This window comes from Metabacillus litoralis (assembly GCF_007994985.1).
Classification (GTDB): Bacteria; Bacillota; Bacilli; order Bacillales; family Bacillaceae; genus Metabacillus; species Metabacillus litoralis.
This window is the reverse complement of the sequence record NZ_VOQF01000009.1, coordinates 126,104-144,146: the sequence shown is the minus strand read 5'-3', so window position 1 is coordinate 144,146 and position 18,043 is coordinate 126,104. Positions and strand designations below refer to the sequence as shown.

16 protein-coding genes are annotated in these 18,043 nt (G+C 34.0%); 11 read left to right on the top strand and 5 right to left on the bottom strand.

Translation table 11 applies throughout. From position 1 onward, the window contains the following. Positions 1 to 61 precede the first annotated feature (61 nt). Entirely contained in the window at positions 62 to 724 is a 663-nt protein-coding gene (locus FS935_RS16880) for a YczE/YyaS/YitT family protein (protein ID WP_146949816.1), read from the top strand. 354 nt (positions 725 to 1,078) lie between these two features. Here FS935_RS16880 and FS935_RS16875 read toward each other — a convergent pair whose 3' ends face one another. Further along, on the bottom strand, positions 1,079 to 1,372 hold the full coding sequence (locus FS935_RS16875) for a Dabb family protein (protein WP_146949815.1): 294 nt from the start codon (positions 1,370 to 1,372) through the stop codon (positions 1,079 to 1,081). A 192-nt stretch (positions 1,373 to 1,564) separates the two neighbouring features. Next, positions 1,565 to 2,395 carry a MurR/RpiR family transcriptional regulator gene (locus FS935_RS16870; protein WP_146949814.1) on the bottom strand — a complete coding sequence of 277 codons (831 nt, stop codon included), beginning with the start codon at positions 2,393 to 2,395 and terminating at the stop codon, positions 1,565 to 1,567. A gap of 193 nt (positions 2,396 to 2,588) precedes the next feature. Here FS935_RS16870 and FS935_RS16865 point away from each other — a divergent pair, with 193 nt between their 5' ends. The 4 genes from FS935_RS16865 to FS935_RS16850 are packed head-to-tail and all read left to right on the top strand — an operon-like array spanning position 2,589 to position 6,779. Beyond that, a complete protein-coding gene (locus tag FS935_RS16865) occupies positions 2,589 to 3,476 on the top strand; it encodes a DUF8171 family membrane protein (protein ID WP_146949813.1) in 888 nt (295 codons plus the stop codon). Further along, positions 3,476 to 5,200 (top strand): ABC transporter ATP-binding protein, encoded by a 1,725-nt coding sequence (locus FS935_RS16860; RefSeq protein ID WP_146949812.1) that lies wholly within the window; start codon positions 3,476 to 3,478, stop codon positions 5,198 to 5,200. Before FS935_RS16865 ends, FS935_RS16860 begins: the two co-directional genes overlap by 1 nt. Then, entirely contained in the window at positions 5,175 to 5,993 is an 819-nt protein-coding gene (locus FS935_RS16855) for an energy-coupling factor transporter transmembrane component T family protein (RefSeq protein WP_146949811.1), read from the top strand. The genes FS935_RS16860 and FS935_RS16855 overlap by 26 nt, the downstream gene beginning before the upstream one ends. An 18-nt stretch (positions 5,994 to 6,011) precedes the next feature. Next, on the top strand, positions 6,012 to 6,779 hold the full coding sequence (locus FS935_RS16850) for a PHP domain-containing protein (RefSeq protein WP_146949810.1): 768 nt from the start codon (positions 6,012 to 6,014) through the stop codon (positions 6,777 to 6,779). 127 nt (positions 6,780 to 6,906) lie between these two features. Here the strand turns inward: FS935_RS16850 and FS935_RS16845 are convergent, their stop codons facing one another. Further along, positions 6,907 to 7,737: an ABC transporter ATP-binding protein gene (locus FS935_RS16845; RefSeq protein ID WP_146949809.1), complete on the bottom strand. Its 831-nt coding sequence runs from the start codon at positions 7,735 to 7,737 to the stop codon at positions 6,907 to 6,909. Positions 7,738 to 8,061: 324 nt separating this feature from the next. On the opposite strand from FS935_RS16845, the gene FS935_RS16840 reads away from it, so the two are divergent. Further along, positions 8,062 to 9,108: an NAD(P)/FAD-dependent oxidoreductase gene (locus tag FS935_RS16840; RefSeq protein ID WP_146949808.1), complete on the top strand. Its 1,047-nt coding sequence runs from the start codon at positions 8,062 to 8,064 to the stop codon at positions 9,106 to 9,108. 123 nt (positions 9,109 to 9,231) lie between these two features. Here FS935_RS16840 and FS935_RS16835 read toward each other — a convergent pair whose 3' ends face one another. After that, complete coding sequence (locus FS935_RS16835) at positions 9,232 to 9,828, bottom strand: lytic transglycosylase (protein WP_146949807.1); 597 nt, start codon at positions 9,826 to 9,828, stop codon at positions 9,232 to 9,234. A 393-nt stretch (positions 9,829 to 10,221) separates the two neighbouring features. Between FS935_RS16835 and FS935_RS16830 the strand changes: the two genes are divergently transcribed. From FS935_RS16830 to yxzF, 5 genes are all read left to right on the top strand, one after another. Further along, positions 10,222 to 11,433 carry a NupC/NupG family nucleoside CNT transporter gene (locus FS935_RS16830; RefSeq protein WP_146949806.1) on the top strand — a complete coding sequence of 404 codons (1,212 nt, stop codon included), beginning with the start codon at positions 10,222 to 10,224 and terminating at the stop codon, positions 11,431 to 11,433. A 210-nt stretch (positions 11,434 to 11,643) separates the two neighbouring features. Further along, positions 11,644 to 12,483, top strand: a complete 840-nt coding sequence (locus tag FS935_RS16825; RefSeq protein WP_146949805.1) for an oxidoreductase — start codon at positions 11,644 to 11,646, stop codon at positions 12,481 to 12,483. A gap of 454 nt (positions 12,484 to 12,937) precedes the next feature. Further along, on the top strand, positions 12,938 to 14,686 hold the full coding sequence (locus FS935_RS16820) for an ABC transporter ATP-binding protein (RefSeq protein WP_146949804.1): 1,749 nt from the start codon (positions 12,938 to 12,940) through the stop codon (positions 14,684 to 14,686). 1 nt (position 14,687) lies between these two features. Next, positions 14,688 to 16,721, top strand: coding sequence for an ABC transporter ATP-binding protein (locus FS935_RS16815; RefSeq protein ID WP_146949803.1), 2,034 nt, complete (start codon positions 14,688 to 14,690; stop codon positions 16,719 to 16,721). Positions 16,722 to 16,780: 59 nt separating this feature from the next. Beyond that, a complete protein-coding gene (yxzF, locus tag FS935_RS24560) occupies positions 16,781 to 16,873 on the top strand; it encodes a small protein YxzF (protein ID WP_240050937.1) in 93 nt (30 codons plus the stop codon). A 313-nt stretch (positions 16,874 to 17,186) separates the two neighbouring features. Here the strand turns inward: yxzF and FS935_RS16810 are convergent, their stop codons facing one another. Further along, positions 17,187 to 17,912: a DUF421 domain-containing protein gene (locus FS935_RS16810; protein ID WP_146949802.1), complete on the bottom strand. Its 726-nt coding sequence runs from the start codon at positions 17,910 to 17,912 to the stop codon at positions 17,187 to 17,189. Positions 17,913 to 18,043 lie beyond the last annotated feature (131 nt).

The following is an 18,043-nucleotide window of genomic DNA, read 5'->3' as shown; positions in this document are numbered from 1 at the left end:
ATATTGAAATAGAGTTATTTTGTATATTAGCTCAAATATAACATGAGATAAAGGAGCAGTTATGAGAAAGAAATGGTTTCTTCGCTGGTCTTTTTTTATTTTTGGAATACTAGTTTTAGCATTAGGCATTTCATTAACAATAAAAGGTGAGCAATTAGGGATAGGACCGTGGGATGTTTTCCATTATGGTTTGTTTATTCAAATGGGATTAACAATTGGTTCATGGTCAATTATCATCGGGTTTTTACTGTTATTTATAAGTTCAATTGTCAATAAAGCCTGGCCGAAAGTCGGGGCTTTTATTAATATGTTATTTCTAGGTATATTCATTGACTTCTTTAACTGGATTTTACCTACTATAGAAAGCCTCACAGGTGCAATTTTAGCATTTATTATCGGTGTTCTTTTTGTAGGGTTAGGAATAGGACTCTATGTTTCAGCTGATTTTGGAGCTGGTCCAAGGGACAGTATTATGCTTGTGATTGTTGATAAAACTGGATGGAGTATTCAATGGGTAAGAAACGGGATTGAAGTACTGGTATTTGTACTAGGCTGGATGTTAGGTGGTCCTGTGGGAATCGGTACCCTTATTATTGCATTTGGTTTAGGACCAATAGTAGGATTTTCAATTCCACAGTGTAAAAGGTTGATCAACTTTTATATGGAGAAAATGGATTCGGATTCAAAGGATATTCTGATCGAACAAAATAGGGCTGGGATATAATTGAAGAAGCCTTACAAAAAGACGAATAAATCTAAATTAAGTTAAGTTGAAAGAAACAAGTTCGTTCCATTGCGCTGCAGACATTTGCTTTCCGCGGGGAGGAAGCTAAGCCTCCTCGGCGCAAGCGCCTGTGGGGTCTCAGCCTTTCCTCTGCACCCGCAGGAGTCAAATGTCTTCCGCTCCATTCCACTAGTTCTTAAAAATATTATGCAAAATCAAAAATCTATTGAAGACAGCAAATAAAAACCCGAAATATTAGGCGATTAATCAATTGAAAAATCTCCTAATATTTCGGGTTTATCATTAGCTTAAATACTTATGTCCCAGCCTCTTCTTTATTTATAGATACGGTTATTATAATTCGATATCTACACCAATACTATCAACTCTACCTACTTCGCGAATGAAAGCAGCAACAGCTTGGTGATCTTCATTTGCTGTATATGCATCTAAAGCAGCTTGATTTTCAAAACGAACCATAAGGATAACTTGAAATTCCTTACTTTTTTCAGCTAGGTTAAAACCAGCATGAATTTCATTGATTCCTGTTAGCACATTTTTTAATGCTGTAAAACTGCTCACAACTTCCTGTAGTTGTTCCTGAGTAGTTGTTTCAGCAAATTTTAGAAGTACTGTACGTTGGATCATATTAATTCCCTCACTTTTTTATCTTCTTTATCTTCTTCATTTTACAGACTGGCTTCACTGATAGCAATTTTTTCATTCTCAGAAATATCAGGTTGATTAATAAAAAATAGTAGTATCTATTGGATAGTACAGAGTGATTTAGATTTCTTTGTCTTTATAGACGATTTCTTTAATTATGTCCAAAATCGATCTTTATCTTGGTAAATCAGTCGAATACCTTTTTCTTAACATACCTAATGTGTTAAGGCGCTTTACGTTGTCTTCCTTAGCCTTCATTCCTAATGCAATAATCAAATTTTCAATAAGATAAGTTGGAGCAATCATCGAATGAAAATCTCTCATTTCCCCTCTACTTGCAAACAATACCACATCAGCTTCTCTTGTGAAATCAGAAACTAGTTGATCTGTAATCAATATCGTTTTAGTTCCTATTTCCTTTGAATAATCTAATAGGACCTTTGCTTCTGGCAGTAATCGAATAAATCCAAATAAAACGAAAACATCATCATCTCTTAAATGCATAATACTTTCAAATAACTCACTGCCTCCTTTATTTATTAACCTAATATCTATACCGAATCTCGCCATTCGATAGGTCATCAATTCCCCTAAACCAATTGACGGACCAGGGCAATGTATATAAACCTTGTTTGCATTTGATAACAATTCTATTGTTTGCTGAAAGGAGTTTTCGGATAGCTCTTCAATTGTTTTATATAAATGATTAATCGAGAGAGAAAGTGTGTGATGCTGTAATTCCTGATCTTCAACTTTTCTCATCACATTTTTAAATTTACCTGCGGGTGATACCTCTAGCTGTGAACTTAGATGAACTTTAAAATCCTTTAAGTTTTTAAAACCTACTATTCTCCAAAAACGCGAAACAGAAGCAATACTAACCTTCACTGCTTCAGCAATCTCTTGTTCTGTTGAAAGTAATACACGATGTGTATTTTTCTGGATATAATCGGCAATTTTATATTGTTTTGGTGACATGGTTTCTATATTCCAATTAAACTCCATTTATATAAAAGCTCCTTTTTTGGTATTTCCCACGTATCATAGCACAACATATAGTAGATATTTTGGTAATGATAGTTTTTTTACATAATGTTAAAAAAAGATAATAAATTTACAAGTATTTTACAACAGAATTATATTGTATTAATATCCAAGATTTAGAATAAAGGTAATCGAATTAAAGGAGGTAATAAAAATGAATCAAATCAGTGAAAGATATGTTCTTACCCAGTCACAGAAAATGATGGTGTTTATTTTATCAATGTCTTTATACGGTTTATCTAATATGATTACTGAGTTAGTACCCTCTGTGAATTTAGGTCCTATTGAATTTTCTATTGAGTATTTTGCATTTATTCCTTTAACTCTATGTATCTTATTTCATCCCTTATATGCAGCAATAGGGGCAGCTCTCGGGGAAGTTATTTTTGGTGAAATTATGCTAGGGCAGTTTGGAGGATTTGGTGAATTAGAAAAATTCATTAGCTTTTCTCTGGCGATGTTCATTGCAGGCTCACTTGTGAATGATCCGAAAAATAGAATACAGGTGGGAATTGCAGCCATAACAGGTGTGATCATTCATCAAGCAATCAGTTCTATGGTCGACATTGGAAAAGTGTGGATTGGTGTAGAAGAGCTAGAAGCAGTACCAGGATTAGCAGAAAGTGTAATTGTCATTGAAGGTTTTGCCTTTTTAAATGATGTTCTATTTTCAGGTATTTTATTTGCCTTATTACCAACTTTGTATTTAGTACCACGATTATATGGAAAAATTGAACCTTTATTAGGAATGAAGCCAAGAGATATAACGGTTAAGTATTCGATGAAACAAGTACTTGCTCCAAGATTAATTGTTGTAGGTGTCATGTTAGCTTGCTCAGCATTTTTATTCGAATATCTATCAGAAGCAGGATTTAATGTAGAGTGGGAAGCTGATTTTGTTGAAACATATGGAGATTGGTTTATTTGGTTAAGCTTAGGTGTTGCTGGAATTATTGCTTTTATCACTGTGCTTATTCTCCTTAAAAATAAAAATAGAAATCAATCAAACATGGATGATCCATTAAAAAAGAGGATTTCTTGATGACACCACAAATTATGATCGATTCTGTATCGTTTCAATATCCTGGTGGAGATGAACCAGTTCTGAAAAATATATCATTAACAATAAATAAAGGAGAGTTCGTAGCCATTATGGGGAGTAATGGTAGTGGAAAGTCAACTCTCTGTAAACTAATCAATGGACTAATTCCTCATTATTATGTTGGAGACTATTCTGGAGAGGTCATGGTAAATGGAAAGCTTACAACTGATCATAAAGTGACCGAATTATCTAAGCATGTAGGGTATGTTTATCAAGATTTTGAAAACCAGCTTGTCTGCCCACGGGTACTTGAGGATGCTAGCTTTGCTCCATTAAACTATGGTGATCCAAACTTCAAAGAAAAAGGAAAGAGAGCCTTAGATCTTGTCGGCTTGCAGAATCATGATGATGAATTTATATGGCAGCTTAGTGGTGGTCAAAAGCATCTTCTTGCTTTAGCAGGAGCGCTATCTCTTGATCCAGAGATCTTAATTATTGATGAACCAGTTGCACAGCTAGATCCTTTTCATGCTGAAGAGGTTTACAGAATTTTAGAAAAGCTTAATAAGGAATATGGGAAAACAATCATCGTGATTGAGCATCATACTGAATTTATTGCTGAATATTGTAAGCAAGCTATTTTAATGGATAAAGGACAAGTGATTTGGAAAAAAGCGACAAAAGCTGCTTTGCGAGAAGTTGATCAGCTGATGAAAAGCAATATCTTTCCTCCTCAAGTGACACAAGCTGCCTATCGAATTGGAGAGCTACAAGATAGAGAGATACCTGTAACACTTGAAGAAGCAGTTACTTTCTTCTCAAACAAGGCATTGTCTTCTAATGAAAATTTTTTAAAAACCAATCATAAATCTGAAATAAAAAAAACGACTGTTTCATTGGAAAATGTCTATTTTTCATATAAGACAATTAATCGTTCTAGAAAACAAGTGTTAAACAATATTAATTTGGAGCTTCATAGTGGAGATTTAGTGGCTCTTGTTGGTACAAATGGTGCAGGTAAATCCTCTCTAATGAGATTGTTAACAGGACTTGTGAAGCCCGAAAAAGGTGATGTTTTTGTCAAAGATATGAATACTCATAAACACTCACCGGAAAAAATGGCTGATATTGTGACATATATCTATCAAAACCCTGAAGAGATGTTTATAGAAGATTCTGTTAGAAAAGATGTAGAGTTTTTCTTGAAATCACGAAAAGTTGCAGAGTATAAAGCACTGGTCGATACGATACTTAATCAATTCGAATTAAGTGAGCTACAAGATAAAGATAGCCGTTTAATGAGTGGGGGGCAGCAGCGAAGAGCATCATTGGCAATTGGAGTTGCAATGAATCCTTCTATTATTTTATTGGATGAACCAACAGCAAATCTTGATATTGCCACCCGGAAACATATTACGAAATTAATCGCTGCATTACAGGATAAAGTTGATACTGTCTTAATTGCTACGCATGATATGCAGCTTGTGGCAGAATGGGCGAATCGAATTATTGTTTTACATGACGGGAGAGTTATTCATGATGGAGATCGAGAATCGGTTTTTACTAATGAGGAGCTGCTTACTTTAGCAGGACTAAACCCGCCACAAATTTTAGAGTTAAGTAGGAAACTAAACATATCTCCACTTGCCTATACCGTAGAAGAATTTGTTTTAGCTATGGAGAGAAAGGAGAATGTAAGTGGAATTTACACGACAGCTTTCTGATAAACTCTCAGTTGAACAAGTGAAGATTGAGCTTTTAAATACAGCATATGGAAATAACAGTACATTTCTTGCAAAATTAGATCCTCGTACACTTTTTATCTGGTATCTATATTTTGGTATTTTTCCATGGTTTATTCATAATCAAGCCGTTTTAGTAGGCATGTTTGTCTTTATGATTATCACGACCTTTATGGCAAAAGTGAGTCCTTTAATTATCTTAATCTTAGTATTAGGGTTATTGGGTCAGGGAGGTTATTTATTAATCGCTTCATGGTTTTTTGGTGGTGATTTCACTGTTATATTGCCACTAATTATTCTTACGTTAAAGCTTTCAATTATTTCACTAGCAAGTATCACTGTCTTTTGTTCGATGGATCCTGAAAAGTTGAGTAATGGATTGCTTTCAATTGGAGTGCCAGGTCAGGTTTCATTTTGTATTGCCTATGGCTATCGTATGCTACCTAGCCTTTTAGAAGAATATCATCATATTTTTCTATCATTTCGGTTGAGAGGAAAAGCTCCTGATAAGAAAGGTATTTTTTATTGGCGATTGATTATTTATTTTTCGAAGATTGCTGTTTTATCTTTCTATCCATTACTTTTGAGTACATCAAAAAGAGCTAGAACAACAGTGGAGGCTTTGGAGACAAAAGGAAGCTTTTATGCCTTTAACCATCCTGAAGTAAAAAGAATCAAGCTTGCACACATGTCTTTTCGTACTCAAGATTATATGTTTTTACTATTTTCAACCCTGTATGTTGCTAGCTTGTTTATAGTGGGCTACTACAATTAAAATGTCGAGGAGGATATGATGATAATCGATTTTCATACCCATGTAAAAATTTCAAAAAAATCAATGTTTATGCCAGATTATTTTAAAGAAATGATGAAAGAAGCAAAAGCTAGTGGATTAACGGCATTAGCGATGACTGAACATTTTAACACATCGCGATTTAATGATATTTATGAGTATCTTGATCAGCATTACGAATATAAGCAGGATTATTATGATATAGAGGGTTTAAAACTATTTCCCGGAATTGAAGTAGATATCAAAGAGGTTGGTCATATACTGTTAGTGGGTAATAGACATGATATAGTATCAATACGTGGAGAATTAGAGGATCATACAAAGGAAGATTGCTTTATGCCGTTTAATCAATTGATAGACTTGGCTGAACAATTTAATGTATTAAAAATTGGTGCGCACCCATTTAGAGAAAGCACACCTCTATATCATCTTGATAAAAAGCAAATCCAACGCTTAGATGCTCTAGATCTAAATGGTAAAGATCTTTATGCCCAGGGAGTTGGTGCTTATCGAAATAAGTTAAGCCAATTTGCAGAACAGATAGATCTTCCTATTGTTGGTGGTAGTGATACTCATCAGTTTTTTCAATATGGAAGTGTGTATAATCGATTTGAGAGAGAATGTAGTACAGTTGATGAGCTTAAGCGTAGTATTGATTTAGGAAGTTATGAAGTTGAAATATCTGAAAATCTTCAACTGAAAATAAAAGCAGCAATACTTGTAAAAAAGCTTTTGAAGAAAGTGTTAGAGAAAAAAGAGCTTGTTTGATATAGGTTGTTCTTAGAATTCACAAAACCATCAGGGCTGTTTTTCGTAAATATAGTTGCTATTAGTAACTTAAAGGAAACAGCCCTGTATCAAGTCTAGTGACATTATTTCAATCAGAAAAACAGCTCTAAATACCAACAGTAGAATAGATCGTTTCTTTATTTTGTGTTTCTCCCTGTAGTAAATTATAAGTAATGCACATCGGTTTTGTCGTCCGAGGATCTCTTCCTATTTTAGCATCAATATGAAAAACCTCTTTAAGTACTTCGTGAGTAATAACCTCTTCACAATCACCAGCTTTTACAATATGACCATCCTTTAGAGCGATAATGTAATCAGCAAAGCGTGCAGCTTGGTTTAAATCGTGAAGGACCATTACAATTGTTCGTTCTTGTTCAACATTTAACTTTTGTAATAGCTCGAGAACCTCTAGTTGATGGGCCATATCTAAGTATGTTGTTGGTTCATCAAGGAAAATGATATCTGTTTCTTGGGCAAGTGCCATCGCAATCCAAACCCGTTGCCTTTGACCACCTGAAAGGTCATCAACAGAGCGAAATTTAAAATCCTTCGTCCCAGTCACTTCAAGTGCCCAGTCAATTACATCATAATCTTTTTTAGTTAATCGACCAAATCCCTTTTGATATGGAAAACGCCCATATGATACAAGCTCACCAACAGTTAACCCGCTAGCACTTTCAGGTGTTTGCGGAAGAATAGCCATTTTTTTTGCAAGTATTTTTGTGTTTTCTCTCGTAATGTTTTGGCCATCTAAAAGAACAGAGCCAGCTTGATGTGGAATAATACGCGTAATGGCTTTTAGCAACGTAGATTTTCCACAACCATTTGACCCAATTATCGTCGTTATTTTCTTATCGGGAATTTCTACACTTAAATCTTTTATAATAAGTTGCTCTCCATAGCCTATTTGTAATTGATTTGTATATAGGCGAACCATTATGTACCTCCAATTTTATTCATTAATTGAAAATGATTATCATTACTGATAATTAAATACTATAATTTCTTTTTTGTGTTGTCAACTTTATAATGGATTTATTTGGGAATTAAAAGCGATTTTCAGAGGAAATCTTTATAAATCTAGATCATATAAGTTACTTACAAAAGTAAGGGACAACTAGAGAAAATGAAAGAATAGTGGGAGAGTTATGCACCTAAAATAATAATCATTATGAAAACAATCGTTGTAATATATAAGGAATCGTTGTATATTTTAATGAGAATGATAATCATTAGCTGTATAAATGAGGAGTGGAATGATATGGAGCATGAACTATTCGATGTTACAGTTATAGGTGGAGGCCCCGCAGGTCTTTATTCAGCCTTTTATAGTGGACTTAGAGAAATGAAAACAAAAATAATAGAATATCAACCACAATTAGGTGGTAAGGTTCATGTATATCCTGAGAAAATGATTTGGGATATTGGGGGTCAGACCCCAATTTTAGGCTCAAATTTAATTAAACAGCTTGTTGATCAAGGTTTAACCTTTGATCCTACTGTTGTATTAAATGAGAAGATTGAGTCAATTTCTCAAAATGAAGATGGAACTTTTGTATTATTAGCTTCTTCTGGTATGAAGCATTATTCTAAAACCATTATTGTTGCTGTTGGTGGCGGGATTTTAAATCCTCAAAAGCTTGAAATTGAGGGTGCTGAGAAATATGAAGTTGCTAATTTGCATTACACAGTGAAATCATTACAACGTTTTAAAGATAAAACGGTTATTATTTCTGGTGGAGGTAATTCAGCTATAGATTGGGCCAATGAACTAGAGCCAATTGCGAAAAAGGTCTATTTAACGCATAGAAAACCAGCACTGTCTGGCCATGAAGCTCAAGTCACACAGCTTTTAAATAGTTCGGCACATTGTTTTTTACAAACTTCCATTACAAAATTAATGGCTTCTGATAATCATGAGGAAATCGAACAAGTTGAATTAACAAATCTTGAAACTGGGGACATTACCTACTTGCCAATCGATGAAGTTATCATTAATCATGGCTATGAACGTGATGCCTCACTTTTAGAGAATAGTGAAGTGAAATTAGATTTAACGGATAACTTTTATATTACAGGCACTACAACAAGTGAATCCTCTGTAGAGGGAATATATGCTGCTGGAGATATCTTAAAGCATGATGGAAAACTTAATTTGATTGCGGGGGCTTTTCAGGATGCAGCAAATGCTGTTAATAAAGCAAAATTGTTTATTCAACCTGAAGCTACAGCGATAGGAATGGTTTCTTCTCATAATGAAATTTTTAAAGACAGAAATCGTAAATTAATTAGAGAAATGGTTAAATGAGAATATCAAAAATATTTAAACAATAAAAACGTGAATTCAAAGTGAATTCACGTTTTTATTTGATTTATTTATTACATTCCGAATTGGAACTCTAGCAATGAAAAGTACTCTTTTTTCAATAGATTAGTCTAAAGGAATGGCAATTTGTGAACCAATTGTTAATGCTCTAGGATCAACATTTGGGTTAGCATCCATTATTTCATCTACTGTTACCCCATCATACACACTTGCTATTCCATATAACGTATTTCCTGGTTGGACAGTATGATGTACATAGTTTGCATGTTCGTTACTATTGTTATTGCTATTTGAACTTTCACCAACAACAGTTACCTCTGATCCAATTGTTAGATTATAAGGATCAATACCTTCATTCATTTGATGTAAGTCATCTACCGAAACCCCGTCATACGTTTGTGCAATTCCATAGAGTGTATTTCCTGGTTGAACGGTGTGCGTAACGATTTCTCCATTTTGTGAACTATCTGAATGATTATTCGAGCCTAATTGAACCTCAGTGCCGACCGGGAGTGCATATGGATCTAAGTTACTATTATAATCCATTAAATGCTCAACACTAACATTGTTTTCTTGAGCGATGCCCCAAAGAGTATCACCGGGCTCAATTGTTTCCGTTGCTGCATTTGCTGACAATCCACTTGCTCCGAACGCCATACCTAATGCTAAAGTTGGTACTAATACTTTTGAAGTTTTCTTCATGATCAATTCCTCCTTTAGTAGTATATTAGTTCATTACCTTAAATAGAATGACACTAAACGTGGAATTTCGACATTTATAAAATTCTTCTATTTCTAATGGATTTCATTCACCAGTACCTAGATTGTTTTTTTGCTTCTAGAAAGTAATTCTTTACATTTAAAATAGGTTAATTGAAAGATTTCAATTCTACATATGTAAGAGAATTTGTACGTTGTATGAAGAATGACAATGAAGCAAATGCTAGAAGGAGTAATATTATAATCGATTTTAGAGGTAGTGAAAATTTATCCATTTACATAACCGAAACTATTTGTTAATATCAAATGGTTGTCTGACGACTGACAATTAGTAAGCGTTTTCTTATTCAAAAAAACTTCTAAGAGGTGACATTCATGAACGTATTATGGGGAATCTTTGGTATATTAACTATTTTAGGTATTGGATTTTTATTATCTAGTAAAAAGAAAATGATAAATTATCGCACAATCTTTGGAGGCTTAGCCATTCAAATTACCTTTGCATTTATTGTATTAAAATGGGAAGCGGGAAGAGAATTACTTAAATGGATGACAACGGTCGTACAAAATATTATAAATTATGCTAATGAAGGGATTTCCTTCGTGTTTGGACCAGCTGCAAATGTTGAAGAATTTGGATTTGTATTTGCTTTTCAAATTCTTACGATTATTATCTTCTTTTCTTCATTAATCTCTGTTTTATATTATCTTGGCATCATGCAATTGTTTATCAAATTTGTAGGTGGAGGCTTATCTAAACTATTAGGAACTAGTAAGCCGGAATCTATGTCAGCTGCAGCAAATATTTTCGTTGGACAAACTGAGGCACCACTTGTTGTGCGTCCATATCTAGAAAAAATGACAAAATCAGAATTATTCGCAGTCATGACAGGTGGACTTGCATCTGTGGCAGGCTCAGTGCTTGTTGGATACGCTTTATTAGGTGTTCCACTCGAATATTTATTAGCAGCAAGCTTTATGGCCGCACCAGCCGGGTTAGTTATGGCCAAGCTTTTAATACCAGAAACAGAAGAAGTGAAAGCGCAAGAATTTAAGATGGAAAAGGATACAGAAACAGTAAATGTAATTGACGCTGCTGCAAAAGGGGCATCTGATGGGTTAAAATTAGCACTAAATGTAGGGGCAATGTTATTAGCGTTTATTGCATTAATTGCTTTAGTAAATGGTATCTTAGGCTTATTTGGTAGCATCTTTGGTTATAGTGATCTTTCTCTTCAAGCAATTTTGGGTATTTTATTTTCTCCACTTGCTTTTGCAATAGGTGTACCATGGGCAGAGGCTGTAACTGCAGGCAGCTTTATTGGTCAAAAACTAGTATTAAATGAGTTTGTCGCATATTCTGCTTTTGCACCAGAAATTGGTCAGTTATCTGAGAAAACTGTTATTGTTGTAAGCTTTGCTTTATGTGGTTTTGCCAATTTAAGCTCTATGGCTATTCTACTAGGAGGATTAGGTGGACTTGCACCAAGTCGCAGAGCTGATATAGCAAAACTAGGGATCCGTGCTGTAGCTGCTGGAACACTAGCATCATTATTAAGCGCAGCCATTGCTGGAATGTTTCTTTAATTAAATTTACAGTATGAAAGATAAGGAATATAGAAAAGAGCAACCGAGGATTATTTTTCGAATCCATATGGTTCGCTCTTTTTATTTGTTTCTTTTTTCTAATGAAGCATTCAGTAATCTGCTTGTATTATTAAAGGCTGTAAATTTGATTTACTATCTGATGCAAGGGTGTTAAGGTCAGTTTAAATAGTTGTGATAAAAGGAGGAAAAATGAGAAATAAAATGGCGGTTGTAACAGGTGCTTCTAGTGGTTTTGGATTAGTAACTTCTATTGAGTTAGCAAAGAAAGGCTACACAGTCATTGCGACAATGCGAAATCTCAATAGTAGTACAAATTTACTTAATGAGGCAACCTCTGTTGGTGTTAGAGATTTAATACATATAAAAGAGTTAGATGTGACAGTCAATCAATCGATTCAAAATCTTATGGGTTATATAGAGTCTTTAGGTTGTATTGATGTTCTTGTGAATAATGCAGGCTATGCAGGAGCTGGATTTGTTGAGGAAATTCCGATTGATGAATTTAGAAAACAGTTTGAAACAAATGTGTTTGGAGCAATCAATTTGACTCAAGCAGTATTACCAATAATGCGTCAGCAGCAAAGTGGGAAAATCATCAATGTAAGTAGTATCAGTGGAAAAGTTGGTTTTCCAGGACTATCACCATATGTTTCTTCTAAGTATGCATTAGAGGGCTGGAGTGAGTCATTGCGTCTAGAAATGATACCATTTGGCATTGATGTTGTATTAATTGAACCTGGCTCATTTCAAACAAATATTTGGAGTTCTGGAAAGCAAATAACAGAAAAATCATTAAAAAGAGAATCTCCTTATTATAAAACGATGCAAAGTCTTGAAAGCCATATTAATAAAGAAGCTTCAAACTATGGTGATCCTCGGGATGTTGCAAAGCTAATTAGTATGATATGTGATAAAAAATCACCATCATTACGTTATCCTATTGGCAAGGGAGTAAAGCTTACCATTTTACTAAAAACAATATTACCATGGAAAATTTGGGAAAGGTTAGTGCTTAAACAAATAAAATAATTCGTTGACAATGTATACTGGAAAATAATACAATTAGTTCAGAGGAAAAAAATTCAAAAAATTGGAGGGTTATGAAATGAGAATTCGAATGAAATTACCTAATCAAATTTCATATGATGATGTGACCCCCAACCTATTACGTTAGAAGAGTAACGCTTTTATAAAGCATGTAAAATTTTAATGCTAACGCAGGTCACTATGTTCATGACGTGCGTTTTTATTTTGTCTTTTTTTATAGGCATTATGCGATGTAACGCATAATGCCTTTTTGTGCTTTAAAAAATGATTAATTAAAGACAAATGGTTGTTATGAGCTTTGCTCGTTTCAATAAATACACCGAATTTGAAAGGAGTTTTTAAGATGATTAATCAAACTGTAAGGCGTATCGATCTAGATTGGATAAAAGGTGGCTAATCATTTAGTTTATGTATTTAATAAAGGGAGGAATAGTATATGTTTTCAGTTTTAATGAAGTTAAGCTGGTTTTTTAAACAGTATTGGCGACGGTATACAGTTGCTATTACATTACTAATTATTGTTAGTTTTCTTGATATCATTCCGCCCAAGTTAATTGGAATCGCAATTGATGATATTCAGTTTGGACAAATGACAGCAAGCCGATTAAGTGAGCTATTGATATTTTTTGGTGTTCTTTTAGTTGTTAGTTATCTGATCACATATGTGTGGATGTACCAGCTGTTTGGGGGAGCACACTTAATTGAAAGAACGTTAAGATATCGATTTATGAAACACTTGTTATCGATGACACCGAGCTTTTATGAAAAAAGTCGTACAGGCGATTTAATGGCCCGCGCAACTAACGATTTAAAGGCAATATCCTTAACAGCTGGTTTTGGGATTTTAACGTTAGTGGATTCAACGATCTTTATGATCATGATCGTCTTTGTTATGGGCTTTACTATTAGCTGGCAGCTAACATTAGCGGCGTTAATTCCTTTACCACTTATGGCAATTGCTATCAGTTATTTCGGAAAGCTTATTCATAAACGGTTTACCATTGCACAGGATGCATTCGGTGATATAAATGATCGAGTTTTAGAATCTGTTTCTGGTGTAAGAGTAATACGTGCCTATGTACAGGAAAAAGCTGATGAAAAACGATTTAACGATATGACTGAGGATGTTTATGAAAAAAATATCTCTGTAGCTAAAATTGACGCTTTATTTGAACCTACTATAAAGATACTTGTAGGTTTAAGCTATTGTATAGGACTTGGTTACGGGGCATATCTAGTTTTTAATCAATCTATCACTTTAGGAGAGTTAGTCAGCTTTAATATATATTTAGGTATGCTAATTTGGCCTATGTTTGCTGTAGGTGAGCTTATTAATATTCTTCAACGTGGAAATGCATCACTTGATCGTGTTAATTCAACACTTGCTTATCAGCAGGATGTTAAGGATGTTAGTAATCCAATAGATGTTCACATACCAAGTTCAATTGAGTTTGATAATGTATTCTTTCGCTATCCATCTTCAACAGTAGATAACTTGAAAAATATTAGCTTAGAAGTACAAAGAGGGCAAACAGTTGGGATTGTTGGAAAAACTGGGTCTGGAAAAACAACGTTGCTTAAACAATTTCTAAGAGAATATCCATTAGGATCTGGAGAAATAAGTATTTCGGGAGTGAAGCTTGAATCAATTTCGATAGATACTGTTCATTCCTGGGTCGGTTATGTTCCACAAGAGCAAATCTTGTTTTCGAGAACAATCCGGGAAAATCTTAAATTTGGTAAAGAGCATGTAACAGAGGATGAAATTGAACGGTCATTATTATTAGCAGCTTTTGATAATGACTTAGCTGTGTTACCAAAAGGTTTAGACACATTAGTAGGAGAAAAGGGTGTGGCTTTATCAGGAGGGCAAAAGCAACGTATCTCTATTGCTAGAGCGCTTATTAAGGATCCTGAAATACTTTTACTGGATGATGCTATGTCTGCAGTTGATGGGAAAACAGAAGCGAAAATAATAGAAAATATTCGAAAAGAGCGTGCACAAAAAACAACCTTTATAACAGCACATCGTCTGTCTGCAGTACAGCATGCAGATTGGATTATTGTCATGGATGAAGGGAAGATTGTTGAAGAAGGAACACATGAACAGCTTCTTAGTTTAGGAAAATGGTATAAGGAACAATTTGATCGACAGCAGACAGCTTCTTATGGAGAGGTGGGATAACATGACACAGCCATCAACAGGAAAACGTCTTGTTCAATATGCTCTTCACTATAAGAAAATAATTATATTAGCATTGGTTATGTTAACCTTTGCAGTTGCAGCAGAATTAACAGGACCATTTATTGCAAAAAAGATGATTGATGACCATATGATGGGAATTCAAAGCCCGTGGGTTGAAGTAACGAATAAAGACGATTCAGCAGTTACTTATAATGATCGGTATTATAAAAGGGAAGACTACATTTCACAGGAAGACACATTAGGTGAAAGAGAAATGGAGATCATTCAAGTAGGGCGTTCCTTTTATACAACTGAAAAACACCTTACATTCACCGGTGAGGCTTCAATATCAGGTAATACACTAACAATCTCAAGTGGAGAAAGAGCTGAAACTTACCAAGTAGATAAATTAAACCAAAAGGAACTTTTAGCATTTTATCAGCCTGAAATATCACCAATCATTCTTCTATTAAGTTTGTATGTTGGTTTGTTATTTATTGCAGCTATCTTTCAATACGGAAAGTCATTATTACTTCAAAAAGCTGCAAATAGAATCATTCAAAAAATGAGAACCGATGTTTTTGAACATATTCAAAGAGTACCAATTACGTATTTTGATAACAGACCAGCGGGTAAAATTGTTTCACGTGTAACAAATGATACAGAAGCAATACGTGAATTATATGTTAAGGTACTAGCAAGCTTTTTTACAAGTGGAATTTATATGACAGGAATATTTGTTGCTTTATTTTTCCTTCATGTAAAATTGGCACTTATCACAATGCTGCTTATACCCATTATTTTTATATGGATTATTGTTTATCGAAAAATGGCTTCTAAGTATAATCATTTAATCCGAACTAGAGTAAGTGATATAAATGGAATGATCAATGAATCGATTCAAGGAATGACAATTATTCGTGCATTCAGACGTAAAAAAGAAACGTTAAATGAATTTGAAGCGTTAAATGAAGAGCATTTCACATACCAGAATAAGCTACTTAGTTTGAACTCATTAACTTCACATAATTTAGTTGCAGTTCTTCGGAATATCGCATTTGTTGTGTTAATTTGGTACTTTGGAGGTCAATCTATTTCTGGGAGTGGAATCATTTCAGTAGGCTTACTTTATGCATTTGTTGATTACCTGAACCGCTTATTCCAGCCTGTTACAGATATTGTAAATCAGTTAGCACAGCTTGAACAGGCGAGGGTTTCATCAGAACGAGTTTTCCAGCTTCTTGATGAAAAGGGCGAAGAAGTTGAAGTGAAGGAAATTCCTAGATATGAAGGAAATGTTAAGTTTGATGATGTATCTTTTTCCTATAATGGTGAAAATGATGTATTGAAAAATATTTCCTTTGAAGCAAGAAAAGGTGAAACAGTAGCTTTAGTTGGTCATACAGGATCAGGGAAAAGCTCAATTATTAACTTATTGTTTCGTTATTATGATATTAATAGAGGAAAAATCACAATTGATGATAATGATATCACAAAGCTGCCACGTCAGCAGTTAAGACAACATATGGGAATTGTGCTTCAAGATCCCTTTTTATTCACTGGTACAATTGAATCAAATGTTAGCCTAGAAAATCAAGAGATAACCAAGGAGAAGGTTCATAAAGCTTTGCAGGATGTAGGAGCAGAGAAATTTATCAAACAGCTCCCAAATCAATATGAAGAGCCAGTACTCGAAAAAGGTAGTACATTATCATCAGGAGAAAGACAGCTCATATCTTTTGCGCGTGCACTTGCGTATGATCCTGCTATTTTAATTTTAGATGAAGCAACAGCAAATATTGATACTGAAACAGAAGCAATGATTCAGAAGGCATTGAACATCGTGAAAAAAGGAAGAACAACATTTATTATTGCCCATCGATTATCGACAATCCGTGAAGCTGATCAAATTTTGGTTTTAGATCATGGCGAAATTGTTGAAAGAGGCAGTCATGAACAACTACTGAATCAAAAGGGTAAATATTATCAAATGTATCAATTACAAACAGGGAAGAATACAGTACAAGTAGGATAAAATAATGTTTACCTTCTACTTTTAAAGGGGAAGATACTTTAAAAGTAGGAGGTATTTTAATGAAGAAAATCATAAAAAAATTAATGAAGTGGGCACCAATTATTTATCCTATTGCGAAAAAAATCTTAAATCAACGAAAAGGAAAAAGATGAATAAAATGTTTACCAATTGAGGCTGGGACATAATTAAAGAAGTCATACAAAAAGACGAATAAATACTAAATTAAGTTAAGCTAAAAGAAACAAGTTCATTCCATTGCGCTCCAGACACTCGCTTTCCTCTATTCCTGTAGGTGCCCTTGTGTCTTCCGCTCCATTCAACTAGTTCTTAAAAATAGTATGCAAAATCAAAAAATCTATTGAAGATAGCAAATAAAGACCCGAACTATTAGGCAAGTGATTAATTGATATATCACCTAATAATTCGGGTTTTTCATTAGCTTAAATACTTATGTCGCAGCCTCTTTTAATGATATATAGGCGGAATTTTTATTTGTGTTTCATCCTTTAATGAAATATGTAGATTATGATTTTCATTTATCGCTGCAAAAAATACGTGTTGAGATGACAGGATTCCTTGCTGAGACAGCTGTTGTTTCAACCATTTTTCATCCAAATCAAAATACTGTAGAACATTGTGATAAATTTTCCCGTCCAATATCAATGGATAGGAAATGGATGGAACACTTCGTTTGATACCCATATCCTCCAATGTTAAAAATTGCTTTTGCTCTCTTTTTAAAACACTAAGCGAGCCATTTGCTTCTATAATGGCTGTTTTAACATCGCTTATATCAAACACATCTTTTTCTCTCAGCATTTGAAGAATATTGTCAATTGAATAGCGTATCGATTTTATATTTTGTTTTAGCAGAATTCCATCTTGAACAACGATCGTTGGTTCAAAGGTAAGAAGCTTACCAATTTTACGATTAGAAATCTTCCAATTCGCAACTAGCCTTTGTAGTAAGCCAACAACAACTATAGTAAAAGCAGTAGGAATATGTTGGATACTTGGGTCAGCGATATCAGCCCCAACAACTGCTCCTAAAGTAATAATAATTAAAAAATCAAATATCGGTAATTCTCCAATTGCTCTTTTACCCATAAAAATTGTTATGAATAGTAATAAAGGTAAAATTGTTATAATTCGCCCAAACACAATTAGAATATCTTTTAGAGTTTCTTCCATTTATATGCCTCCAGATAAGATTCAATAGAAAAAGGCTCTCCTAAATGAGTGGGATCAATACCTCTTAATGAATTTGATTATTAATAATCAAATATATAATAAACTAAAAAAAGAGACGAATATAATCGCCT